Origin of the sequence: Streptomyces sp. NPDC002889, assembly GCF_042888425.1 — a bacterium.
In the GTDB taxonomy this organism is placed as follows: Bacteria; Actinomycetota; Actinomycetes; order Streptomycetales; family Streptomycetaceae; genus Streptomyces.
This window is the reverse complement of sequence record NZ_JBIAPT010000031.1, coordinates 11,786-23,179: the sequence shown is the minus strand read 5'-3', so window position 1 is coordinate 23,179 and position 11,394 is coordinate 11,786. Positions and strand designations below refer to the sequence as shown.

The 11,394-nt window shown below is 71.2% G+C and carries 13 protein-coding genes; 4 read left to right on the top strand and 9 right to left on the bottom strand.

What is annotated here, in order from left to right:
• The first annotated feature begins 231 nt into the window (after positions 1–231).
• The 3 genes from ACFYWI_RS33350 to ACFYWI_RS33340 all read left to right on the top strand — a co-directional run bounded on the left by ACFYWI_RS33350 (position 232) and on the right by ACFYWI_RS33340 (position 2,699).
• A complete protein-coding gene (locus tag ACFYWI_RS33350; protein ID WP_389239510.1) occupies positions 232–606 on the top strand; it encodes a hypothetical protein in 375 nt (124 codons plus the stop codon).
• 197 nt (positions 607–803) lie between these two features.
• Positions 804–1,136, top strand: coding sequence for an ArsR/SmtB family transcription factor (locus ACFYWI_RS33345; RefSeq protein WP_389239509.1), 333 nt, complete (start codon positions 804–806; stop codon positions 1,134–1,136).
• A gap of 135 nt (positions 1,137–1,271) precedes the next feature.
• The gene (locus ACFYWI_RS33340) at positions 1,272–2,699 is read left to right on the top strand and encodes an FAD-dependent oxidoreductase (protein WP_389239508.1); all 1,428 of its coding nucleotides are present in this window, start codon (positions 1,272–1,274) and stop codon (positions 2,697–2,699) included.
• Between the two features lie 47 nt (positions 2,700–2,746).
• Here the strand turns inward: ACFYWI_RS33340 and ACFYWI_RS33335 are convergent, their stop codons facing one another.
• Positions 2,747–3,682 carry a LysR family transcriptional regulator gene (locus ACFYWI_RS33335; RefSeq protein ID WP_389239507.1) on the bottom strand — a complete coding sequence of 312 codons (936 nt, stop codon included), beginning with the start codon at positions 3,680–3,682 and terminating at the stop codon, positions 2,747–2,749.
• A gap of 50 nt (positions 3,683–3,732) precedes the next feature.
• Here ACFYWI_RS33335 and ACFYWI_RS33330 point away from each other — a divergent pair, with 50 nt between their 5' ends.
• A complete protein-coding gene (locus tag ACFYWI_RS33330; protein WP_389239506.1) occupies positions 3,733–4,347 on the top strand; it encodes an RBBP9/YdeN family alpha/beta hydrolase in 615 nt (204 codons plus the stop codon).
• A gap of 69 nt (positions 4,348–4,416) precedes the next feature.
• On the opposite strand, the gene ACFYWI_RS33325 is transcribed toward ACFYWI_RS33330, so the two are convergent.
• The 8 genes from ACFYWI_RS33325 to ACFYWI_RS33290 all read right to left on the bottom strand — a co-directional run bounded on the left by ACFYWI_RS33325 (position 4,417) and on the right by ACFYWI_RS33290 (position 11,384).
• Positions 4,417–5,148: a GntR family transcriptional regulator gene (locus ACFYWI_RS33325; RefSeq protein WP_389239505.1), complete on the bottom strand. Its 732-nt coding sequence runs from the start codon at positions 5,146–5,148 to the stop codon at positions 4,417–4,419.
• A gap of 48 nt (positions 5,149–5,196) precedes the next feature.
• A complete protein-coding gene (locus ACFYWI_RS33320) occupies positions 5,197–6,159 on the bottom strand; it encodes an ornithine cyclodeaminase family protein (protein ID WP_389239504.1) in 963 nt (320 codons plus the stop codon).
• Positions 6,156–6,329 carry a hypothetical protein gene (locus ACFYWI_RS33315; protein ID WP_389239503.1) on the bottom strand — a complete coding sequence of 58 codons (174 nt, stop codon included), beginning with the start codon at positions 6,327–6,329 and terminating at the stop codon, positions 6,156–6,158. Before ACFYWI_RS33315 ends, ACFYWI_RS33320 begins: the two co-directional genes overlap by 4 nt.
• Positions 6,326–7,327, bottom strand: coding sequence for a proline racemase family protein (locus tag ACFYWI_RS33310; protein WP_389239502.1), 1,002 nt, complete (start codon positions 7,325–7,327; stop codon positions 6,326–6,328). The genes ACFYWI_RS33315 and ACFYWI_RS33310 overlap by 4 nt, the downstream gene beginning before the upstream one ends.
• 20 nt (positions 7,328–7,347) lie before the next feature.
• A complete protein-coding gene (locus ACFYWI_RS33305) occupies positions 7,348–8,250 on the bottom strand; it encodes a dihydrodipicolinate synthase family protein (protein ID WP_389239501.1) in 903 nt (300 codons plus the stop codon).
• 101 nt (positions 8,251–8,351) lie between these two features.
• On the bottom strand, positions 8,352–9,926 hold the full coding sequence (locus tag ACFYWI_RS33300; protein ID WP_389239500.1) for an FAD-dependent oxidoreductase: 1,575 nt from the start codon (positions 9,924–9,926) through the stop codon (positions 8,352–8,354).
• Positions 9,907–10,221, bottom strand: coding sequence for a (2Fe-2S)-binding protein (locus ACFYWI_RS33295; protein ID WP_389239499.1), 315 nt, complete (start codon positions 10,219–10,221; stop codon positions 9,907–9,909). Before ACFYWI_RS33295 ends, ACFYWI_RS33300 begins: the two co-directional genes overlap by 20 nt.
• A complete protein-coding gene (locus ACFYWI_RS33290) occupies positions 10,218–11,384 on the bottom strand; it encodes an NAD(P)/FAD-dependent oxidoreductase (RefSeq protein ID WP_389239498.1) in 1,167 nt (388 codons plus the stop codon). The genes ACFYWI_RS33295 and ACFYWI_RS33290 overlap by 4 nt, the downstream gene beginning before the upstream one ends.
• Positions 11,385–11,394 lie beyond the last annotated feature (10 nt).

Here is an 11,394-nt window from a genome sequence, read left to right as displayed (position 1 = left end):
GTCTCGCAACTACTCGGCGGACGGCGGTCTCACAGCTGAGGACGTTCAGGATGCGTGCTTCCCTCATTGATCGCGGGGCCGCATCCTACGAGTAATCGCCAACTCTCGTCCCACTATCGGCATATCCACCCCGAACTTGCGCACGGTGAGTAGCGTCGTCGTCTCAATGCGTCGGCGGCCTCATGATGAGCCGCCGACCACCGTGCAGAGCGACGAGGAGTGAGCGCTGACGTGGCGAGTGTGGAGACCTCTCTCAAGGAAGCCATGACATCGATCGAGGGCAGTCTCGGGGCCGCCCTCGTGGACTACACCAGCGGGATGGCGCTGGGCACTCTCGGGGGTGGAAAGGACCTCGACCTGTCCGTTGCCGCGGCCGGCAACACGGACGTGATCCGCGCGAAGACCCGCACCATGGAACACCTCGGACTGAAAGACGACATCGAGGACGTACTGATCACACTCGGGGGCCAGTACCACCTGATCCGCCTGCTCAAGAGTCGCGGCGGCAACGGTCTCTTCCTCTACCTCGTACTCGACAAGACCAACGCGAATCTGGCCATGGCCCGCCACCAGCTCAAGCGCATCGAAGCAGAGCTGGAAGTCTAGGCCCGAGCCATTCTCCCGCCTTCGTCTGCCCACTACTTGAAGATTTCTTCAAGTACCTACATCTCGATGCGTAGAACCCCCTGGGAGTGTGGCATCCGGAGGCGGGAGGATCGACCCTGCGCTGCACCGCCGGTCACGAGCGGCAGCAGCCGAGGCCCCGACACACGGCCGGCCGTCGACCCAGCAGGAGCTTTCACATGCAGGTACCGCTGTACCAGGCCAAGGCGGAGTTCTTCCGCATGCTCGGACACCCAGTCCGTATTCGCGTTCTGGAGCTGCTGCAGAACGGCCCCGTACCTGTGCGAGACCTGCTTGCGGAGATCGAGATCGAGCCGTCGAACCTGTCCCAACAGCTCGCCGTGCTGCGCCGCTCCGGGATCGTGGTTTCGATTCGCGATGGCTCCACCGTCAGTTACGCCCTGGCAGGCGGCGATGTCGCCGAGTTGCTGCGGGCGGCCCGCCGCATCCTCACCGAACTCATCGTCGGTCAGAGCGAACTGCTCGCCGAGCTCCGGCAAACCGAGGTGTGATCGACGCCGCGTCGTGAAGGCAGTCCCCCGCGATCAGGGATCCGACCCGCCACGGCTCGGCATCCGTGGTCTGCGCGCCCTCACCGGGATACTGGTCAGTCCTGGAGCGACTCGCTGACCATGAGAGGCAGACATATGGCGAACAACCCATCGGAGCAGGGCAGTTGGCAGCGCAGAGCCGACGGGCGCCACGCGGTCGTCATCGGGGGCAGCCTCGCGGGGCTGCTGGCGGCACACGTCCTCGCCGGGCACGCCGACAAGGTGACCGTCGTCGAACGCGACCGCCCCGGGGGTCCTGAGTCACGTCCCGGAGTGCCGCACGGCCGGCATGCCCATGTGCTGCTCGAGGGTGGACAGCTCGCTCTGGATGCTCTGCTGCCGGGCTTCATGGCGGAGTTGAGGGCGTCGGGTGCACCCCGGCTCGGCATGCCGTCGGACATGGTGCAGTGGCAGAGCGGCCGCTGGTTCCGGCGCACGGAGGCGACGTCGTACATCTACACCGGCTCCCGCGGCCAGGTCGAGCACCTCGTGCGCGAGCGGGTGCTGGCCAACCCGGTGATCACGACGGTCACGTCGACGGAGGCCGTCGGGCTGCTCGGTGACGCCTCACGGGTGCGGGGTGTGCTCGTGCGTGAGCGCGGCGAGGGTACTGGGGCCGCCGACCAGGAACCGCGCCCGCTCGAAGCCGACCTGGTGGTGGACGCGTCCGGACGCGGCTCGCGCGCGTCGCAGTGGCTGTCGGCGATCGGCGCCGAGCCTCCGGAGGAAGAGACCATCGACACGGGCCTCGCGTATGCCTCCCGCATCTACCACAACAAGAGCGACAACCTCGGTTCCGAGTCCCTCGGTTACTACGTGTTCCCCAATCCCTCACAGGTGTACGGGGGCGGGGTACTGCCGCTGGAGGACGGCCGTTATCTGGTCATTCTCTCGGGACTGCGGGGCGACGAACCGCCCACGGACGAAAGCGGGTTCACCGCCTTCGCGGCCCGCTTCCCGCATCCCTTCATCCATGACTGGCTGCGCGAGGCCGAACCGGACACACCGCCCTACGGCTTCCGCCGGACGTCGAACCTCCGTCGCCGGTACGACCGCCCGGGCCGTCGCCCGGCCGGCTTCCTCGCGACGGGCGACGCGCTGTGCACGTTCAACCCGATCTACGGCCAGGGCATGGCGGTCGCGGCGATGAGCGCGGTGGCGCTGCGCGACACGCTGACCGACCCGCGACGTACGCCGACGACGCGCCGGGTGCAGCGGGCGCTGTTCGAAGCGTCGCGCCAGGCTTGGGACATCTCGGCGGGCGCGGACAAGAACATGCCGGGCGCGGTGGGCAACGCGGCCACCATCCGGGCCGTGGACCGGCCCGCCGGCTGGTACTTGAGTCGCGTCCAGCAGCGCTATCCCGGCGACCCCGTGGTGGGCCCTGCCTTTCGCTCCGTCCTGACCCTGACATCGCCGCTCACCACGCTGTTCGCACCGAAGGTGGCCCGGGCGGTGCTCTTCGGGCCCGTTGCCGAGACGCCCGCCGCTCCCCCGATGACGCGGGAGCCGACGCTCGGCTGAGAGACGGCCGGCCCCCTGCTCATGCGCCCGGTCGGGGGCCCGAGTTGTCACCGCTCCAAGGTCTGGGCCGCCGCCGTGCCCACACGCTCCAGGACGGCGGTGAGCACGGGGTCGCCCTCTGCGCCCGCCCGGACTGCTGCGAAGACATGGCGGGTGGGCGGTTCCCCCTCCGGAGCGCGCAGTACCAGGCCGGGGCGGTGCAGCGGCTGCACCAGACGGGGCACGAGAGCCACGCCCGCCCCTGCCTCGACAAGCGCGGCGAGCGACTGCCAGTCGTTCACCGCATGGCGGATCTCCGGCGTGAAGCCGCCTGCCGCGCAGACGGATCGCGTCACCGCACCGCAGCAGCTGTGCGCGTCTCCGACGATCCAGGGATCAGCGGCCAGCTTCCGCAGCGGAACCCGGTCCAGACGGGCGAGGCGGTGCGTGGCCGGCAACGCGACATCGAGGATGTCGGTCAAGAGGTCGGTCCGTGTGTAGCGGCGATCGGTGGAGGCAGGCGCCTCGGCGAAATCCACGGCGACCGCCACGTCGATCTCCCCCGCGTCGAGCCGAGTGAACAGGTCCGGCGGCTGGGACTCCACCACGGCGACCTCGATGTCGGGACGTGTCTCGGCCAAGGCTGCCAGGGCGGCGGGCAGCAGGCCGGAAATCGCGCTGGAGAACGCGCCGATGGTCACCGCACCGCGATGTCCCTGACCCCAGGCTGCCAGATCGGCGCGTACGCGCTCCAGCTGGGCCGCGATCACGTCCGCGTGCTGCAGCACGATGCGCGCCTGCCCGGTGAGCCGGACCCCTCTTCCCTTCCGCTCGACCAACGGTACGCCCAGCTCGCGGGAGAGCGCGGTCAGCTGCTGCGAGACCGCGGACGGCGTGAGGCGCATGGCCTGAGCGGTCCTGGCCAGGCTGCCCCGGCGGTCGAGCTCGCGCAGGGCACTGAGGCGGCGCAGGTCAATACTGAAGGCAGCGCTTATCTGTTCCATCCAGAAAGATTAACTGGACCTACCGGGTGAGCGAGACTGACAATCACACCATGACTCCGGCCTCGACCTCACGTTCCTTCCTGATCCTTCACGGTTGGCAGAACCGTCGCCCAACGGGCCACTGGCAGCGTTGGCTGGCGGACGAACTGACAGCCCGTGGCAACCGTGTGACGTACCCGCAGCTTCCGGAACCCGACCAACCGGACCTGGAGGTGTGGCTCGGCCGGCTCCATGCACTCCTCGACGCGGAGCAGGAAGCCCCCGGGCGCGAGCGGGTGGTCGTCTGCCACAGTCTCTCGGTTCTGCTGTGGCTGCACGCGGTTGCGCGCGGAGGCGTCCGGGCCGACCGGGTCCTGCTGGTCGCGCCACCGTCCGCCGAGGTGATCACACAGTACGAGGAAGTCGTCGGCTTCGGCAGGCCCGCGGTCACCGGTGCACAGGTGCGCACCCCTGCGGGCGGCACCAGGCTCGTGGCCGGGGACGACGATCCGTACTGCCCGGGCGGCGCGGCCCAGCAGTACGGTCTGCCGCTCGGTCTCGACACCGACGTCGTACCCGGTGGCGCCCATCTGGACCTGGACGCGGGCTACGGCCCCTGGCCGTCCGTCCTCGACTGGTGTGTCGATCCCGCCGTACGCATAGGTCCGCGGACCGGGAGCCGGTAGATGTGAACCGGCAGTCGGGACCGGCCGGACGGCGGGCCCAACCAGGTTCCCCTCAGGGATTGTTGTCGGTCAGCGGGCCTGTCGGCCGATGACGTCGGCGCCGAGGGTTCGCTTGGGGCGCGGTTCCACCGGTTCGTCACGTGCCTGGGCCCACAGCGAACGGACATGGCCCAGGTGGCGCGCCATGCAGGCTTCAGCGGCAGCCTGGTCGCCCGTCATCATCAGGTCCAGCAGCTCCAGGTGTTCCTCGGCGGAGGAGATCAGCTGGCCCCGTTCGTCCAGCCGGGTGAGGCCGTAGAGCCGGGACCGCTTGCGCAGCTCCCCCACCGTCTCGACCAGCCGGTCGTTGCCCGCCAGGGCGAGCAGACCGAGGTGGAATCGGCGGTCCGCGTCCAGATAGCCGATGAGGTTGTGCTCACGGGCCTGGGCCACGATCTCCTCGGCGATCGGCCGCAGTTCCTCCAGCTGCTCCGCGCCGGCGGTCCGCGTGACCCTGCCGACCGTCGGCACCTCGATCAGGGCACGCAGTTCGGTGTACTGGTCGAGATCGCGCTCGCTGACCTCGGTGATCCTGAAGCCCTTGTTGCGCACGGGCTCGACCAGGCCCTCCCGTGCAAGGTCCAGCATCGCCTCGCGGACGGGCGTGGCCGAGATGCCGAAGTCGGCGGCAAGGCCGGGGGCGGAGTAGACGCTGCCGGGGCGCAGTTCGCCGGCGACGAGGGCGGCGCGCAGTGCGTGGGCGACCTGGTCGCGCAGCCGTTCCTGGGCCGTGATCAGGTTGCGCTGCTTCAGATCGCCCATGGCATGTCCTCCGGGATGACGCGGAGTGCCAGCGTACAATGTCACGTTTCAACGCCGGGGCGGGCCACCGCCTTCGGCCGCGGTGCACAGGGCGGCCGCAACCGCGAGATCCTCCCAGGCCATCCCGACACTCTTGAACAGCCGGGGACGCGTGCGGTCCGCGGCGGCCCGTCCGGTCACGAGATCGGCGAGGGTGCCCGCCACATGCCCCGGGCCGATGGCGCCCTGCGCCTGCGGCACCAGCAGGTCGCCCGCCTCGCCCAGTGCCGCCGCCCGTGACTCGACGTACACCGCGGAGCGACTCACCAGTGCGGTGTCGGTCTCCCGTGCGTCGGGCTCGTGGGAGCCCACCGCGATCACGGTGGCGTGTGTCTGCACCAGCCGCCCATCGAACAGGGGCTCGCGTGCGGTGGTACAGCAGACGACGAGGTCGGCGTCGGCCACAGCCCGCGCGGTGCCCGTACGGGCGTTCAGTCCGCGCGCACCCGCGTACGCGACCAGTGCTTCGGCCCGCTCGCGGCGGCGCGCGACCACCGTCACGCGGGTCAACGGCCGCTGGGCCCGTACCGCTTCGAGGTGTCCGTACGCCTGCGGGCCCGCCCCGAACATCACCAGATGCCCGCCATCGGGAACGGCCAGATGACTCAGGGCCACGGCGGAGACGGCGGGGGTGCGCAGCGCGGTCAGCGCCGCGCCGTCCAGCAGCGCGAGCGGGAGCAGTGTCGTGCCGTCGAGCAGCAGGAAGCCGCCGGTGATCCGGGGCAGGCCCCGTCCGGGATTGGCCGGAACGACGCCCGCGATCTTCACTCCGGCGTATGCCCCGGTTGCCGCGGGCATCAGGAGGAGCTGCCCGGTCGGCACGGTCACCCGGCTGCGCGGCGGGCACGTCTCCGGGTCGAGTCCGTCCAGGAGAGCCTGCGCCACGGCGGCGGCGGCATCTGCCGGGGTCAGCAGTGTCCGGACGGCATCCTCGTCGAGGTACGGCAGGTCCTTGCCGGCCGGGGGGTTCACAGGGTGAAGCCCGTCGCCGGGGTGCCGTGCGAGCCGAGGACGAACGTGTGCTCACCCGTGCGGTGTTCGGTGCCGGGGACAGGTGACGGACCGTCGCTGACGATACGTAAGGGTTCGCCGGCGGTGGGGTGACCGGTGGTGCGGTCAAGGGTGTCGGCGGGCGTGGTCAAAGGAGGAAGCCTCCGGGGAACGGGTCGGACGGATCGAGGAAGTACTGGGCGGTGCCGGTGATCCAGGCGCGGCCGGTGACGGTCGGGACGACCGCGGGCAAAGGTCCGACCGTGGTGCGTTCAACGAGCCGGCCCGTGAACTGTGTACCGATGAAGGACTCGTTGACGAAGTCCCGGCCGATGGGGAGTTCGCCCCGGGAGTGCAGCTGGGCCATCCTGGCGCTGGTGCCCGTGCCACACGGTGAACGGTCGAACCAGCCCGGGTGGATGGCCATCGCATGCCGGGAGCGCATGGCGTCCGAACCCGGGGCGGCGAGGTAGACGTGCTTGACGCCGTCGATGCCGGGATTCTCCGGGTGTACGGGCCGGTCGGCCTTGTTGATGGCGTCCATGACAGCGAGCCCGGCGGCGAGGATGTCGTCCTTGCGGGCGCGGTCGAAGGGCAGGCCGAGGGCGGCCAGGGGGACGAAGGCGTAGAAGTTGCCGCCGTAGGCGAGGTCGTAGGTGACCGTGCCGTGCCCGGGAACCTCGACCTTGCTCTCCAGCGCGACGCAGAAGGACGGCACATTGGTGAGCGTGACGGACTTCGCCTCTCCGCCCTCGACCCGCACGTCGACACTCACCAGCCCGGCGGGGGTGTCGAGCCGGACCGTGGTGAGCGGTTCGGTGACGGGCACCATGCCGGTCTCGACCAGGACGGTGGCGACGCCGATGGTGCCGTGGCCGCACATGGGAAGCAGGCCCGACACCTCGATGTAGAGGACTCCGTAGTCGGCGTCGGGGCGGGTGGGCGGCTGGAGGATCGCGCCGCTCATGGCGCCGTGGCCGCGCGGTTCGTACATCAGCAGGGTCCGGATGTGGTCGAGGTGTTCGATGAAGTGCAGTCGCCGTTCGGCCATGGTGGTGCCGGGAATGACACCGACGCCGCCTGTGATGACCCGGGTGGGCATGCCTTCGGTGTGCGAGTCGACGGCGTGGTAGACGTGACGGGTGCGCATGGGTCCCTTTCCTCAGGCTGCTACTGGTGGCCTTCGGCCAGTGCCTTTTCGGTGGCGGCGCGCACGGCGGCCTCCTGTTCCGCGTCGAGCGGGAGGCGCGGCGGCCGGCACGGGCCTCCCCTGCGGCCGGCCAGCTCCATGGAGAGTTTGATGGCCTGGACGAACTCGGTCCTGGTGTCCCAGCGCAGCAGCGGGTGAAGGGATGTGTACAGGGGCAGTGCGGTCGTGAGGTCCCCGGTGACCGCGGCGTGGTAGAGGGTGGCGCAGGAGGCGGGGAGGGCGTTGGGGTAGCCGGCGATCCAGCCGACCGCACCGGCCAGGGCCAGTTCGAGCAGCACGTCGTCGGCGCCGATCAACAGGTCGAGGGAAGGGGCGAGTTCGGCGATCTCGTAGGCCCGGCGGACATCGCCGGTGAACTCCTTGACGGCGACGATGCTGCCCTTGTGGTGCAGCCGGGCGAGCAGCGCGGGGGTGAGGTCGACCCTGGTGTCGTGCGGGTTGTTGTAGGCGACGACGGGCAGGCCGCACCGGGCGACTTCGGCGTAGTGGGCGACGACGGCCCGCTCGTCGGCGCGGTAGGCGTTGGGCGGCAGAAGCAGTACGGATCCGGCGCCCGCTTCGGCGGCCTGGTCGGCGAAGCGGCGGGCCTGCACGCTGCTGTAGGCGGACACGCCGGGCATCACCCTGGACCCGTCGCCCGCAGCGTCGACGGCTGTCCGCAGGACCTGGGTCCGCTCCTCGTCGGTGAGTGACTGGTACTCGCCGAGGGAGCCATTGGGTACGACGCCGTCGCAGCCGTTCGCGACGAGCCAGGCGACATGCTCGGCGTAGGCGTCGTGGTCGACGGAGAGGTCATCACGCAGAGGCAGAGCGGTGGCGACCATGATGCCGTGCCAGGGGCGCGTACGTGGTACGAGGGCCATCAGGACTCCTAGTGTGAGGTGTGACATTTTACTGAGCGGTGTGATGCGGCCACAAGAGTCACGCGCCCGCCCGGGCAGGGACGGTGACGCACCGTCGGCAGTCAGTACGCCGGGCCGCGCGGCTGCGCCGGCTCGCCGGGGTCCGCGGAGTCGGCGAGTTCGGCGAGGTGGCTCAGCGGCACCGGGCAGGACAGGGGCCGCCGGTCCACTGCGGCTTCCTCACCGGCCAGAGCGGCCACGGCGGGCCCGCACATCCGACCCTGGCACCAGCCCATTCCGGCGCGGGTCAGCAGCTTGACCGTACGGGCATCGCACGCACCGAGGTCACCGACGGCCTCCCTGATCAGCCCGGCCGGCACCTCCTCGCAACGGCATACGGCCGTGGCGTCGTCGAGCCACGCGGTCCAGCCCGGTCCCGGGCGATGGACTGTGCCCATCACGTCGGCGAAGGCGCGCAGCCGGTCCCGGAGGCGTGCGAGCGCCGCGATACGCCCGGGACGCCGGATGCCGTGTGCTGCGGACGCGATGGCGAGGGCGGCCAGCTCACCCTCGGCGAGGGCGAGTTCGGCGCCGCCGATCCCCCCGGTCTCCCCCGCCGACCAGATACCGGGCACGGACGTACGCTGTTCATTGTCGAGCTGCAGGGCCGTGGTCCGGTCGGACATCGTGCGGGTGGCACAGCCGAGTCCCGTCGCGAGCTCCAGCTGCGGGACCAGCCCGTGCCCGACCGCCACCGCGTCACACGGGATGGTGCGGCCCGTGCCGGGCAGAGGCCGCCAGCTGCGGTCGAGCCGTGCGACAGTCACGGCCTCGACGCGGGCGGTGCCGTGGACGGCGGTGACCGCGTGCCGGGTGAGCAGCCGCACACCGTGCCGGAGCAGGGCGCCGCTGTGCAGGCCGCCTTCGGCGAGCTTGCCTGGATTGCGCACGAGGACCGGCAGCCGGCGCATGTACGCCGCGTAGGCGGCGGCCTCCACGACCGCGGGAATCCTTGCGCCGGCGGAGGCGAGCGATCCGGCGACGGCGAGCAGCAGGGGGCCGCTGCCCGCGACGACGACCCGCCTGCCGGGCAGGACGAGGCCGGACTTGAGCATGGCCTGCGCACCCCCGGCACCGACGACTCCCGGCACAGTCCAGCCGGGAAAGGGGAGTTGACGCTCGAATGCCCCGGTGGCGAGCAGCACCGCACGGGCCCGCACGGTGACAGCGCGCTCGTCGGGCCCGGCGACGGCGTGGAGCCGCCAGACGGACGCCCGTGCGCCCAGGGTCTGCTCGGGGAGAACGGTCCAGACGTGGTGCGCGGGCAGGTATTGGAGGCGGCCGGCAGCCTCCTGCGCGCGGAGCCTGCGCTCCCGGTCGGCGAACGCCCGCCAGTTGTGGTGCAGGGCCTCGGGCCGCCGGGCGCGCAGGCCGGGAGCGGGGTGCCGGTAGAACTGACCGCCCGGCCGCTCCCCCGCGTCGAGCAGCGCCACCCGCAGCCCCAGGCCGGCAGCGGTGACGGTGGCGGCGAGCCCGGCGGGGCCCGCGCCGACGACGGCGAGGTCGGCGATGCCGGAGTGACCGGCCTGATCGGGGTGGTCCGGGTGGACGGGGCCGTCCGGATGATCGGGGAGCTCGGGGTGGTCGGGGAACTCGGGGAACTCGGGCGGCTCGGGCTCAGATGGCGAGGTCGTCATGGCCGGTGCCCTCCTGGGTGGTGACCGCGTCGCCCGGACGGGCCGGGACCAGGCAAGCACGCTGGTTGGGGCGGCCGTTGACGGTGGCGAGGCAGTCGTAGCAGACGCCGATGCCGCAGAAGGCGCCTCGCGGCGCGCCGCCGTCGCGGGTGGTGCGCCAGGCGAGGATGCCCGCGAACCACAGGACGGCCGCGATGCTCTGGCCGGGCAGCGCGGCGACCGGTCGGCCGTCGAAGGTGATCTCGTACGGACGACCCTGGTCGGACCGCACCAGGGATGCCGGTGTTCTGCTCACTGCGCCGCTCCTGCCTGGTCGAAACGCTCGGGTCTGAACGGCCGCAGCTCCAGGGCCGGTTGCTCACCCCGCAGCGCGGCGGCGATCAGCAGTCCGGTCGCCGGGGCGAGGCCGATGCCCGCGCCCTCGTGGCCGCAGGCGTGGAACAGGCCGGGAACGCGCGGGTCGGGGCCGATGACGGGAAGGTGGTCGGGGAGGTAGGGCCTGAAGCCGTGGTACGTACGCATCACATGGACGTCCGCCAGCACGGGGAACAGTGCCCGGGCCTGGGCGGCGAGCCTGCGCAGCGCGGCGGCGGACAGGCTCCGGTCGAAGCCGACGCGCTCACGCGTCGCACCGATGAGCACGGGGCCGGAGGGGGTGCCTTCGACGACCGCGGAGGACTGCAGGGCTGCCGACCCGCTGGCGACATCGGCGATGTAGTCGGCGGCATAGACCTTGTGGCGCACCACGCGCGGCAGCGGTTCGGTGACCAGGACGAAACCCCGGCGCGGCAGGATGGGCAGGTCGGTGCCCGCGAGGCGGGCCAGGTCGCCGCCCCAGGTGCCGGTGGCGTTGACGACGGCCGGGGACGCCAGGTCACGGCGCGGAGTGCGAACTCCCCGGATCCGGCCGTCGGATGCGGTGAGGATCCCGGTCACTTCCTCGCCGAGCCCGATGACCGCGCCCGATCCCCGTGCTGCCCACAGCAGTTGGGCCGCCGCTCGGGCAGGTTGGACCTGGGCGTCCTGCGGGTAGTGGAATCCGCCGGCGAGGCCGGGCGCCAGATGGGGTTCGAGGTCGTGCAGCCGATCCGGCGTGATCTCGTGCGCTTCGACACCTGCCTTGCGCTGCGCCGCGACGAAGTCACGCAGGGCGGTGCGGGCGGACTCGTCGTGCGCCACGACAAGACCGCCCTTGGGCTCGTACTCGGTCTCCGGTGGAAGGGTTTCGTTGAGTTCACGCCACAGTCGGGTGGACAGCAGCGCGAGATCGAGCTCCGGGCCCGCCTCCTTGTCGGAGACGAGGAGATTGCCTTCCCCGGCGCCGGTGGTGCCGCCCGCGACCGAGCCGCGGTCGATCACCGCGACAGCCAGTCCGGCGCGGGCGGCGTAGTAGGCGCACGCGGCTCCGACGACGCCGGCGCCGATGATGACGGCGTCCAGGGTGTGTCTGTTGGGCACGGCAGTAATA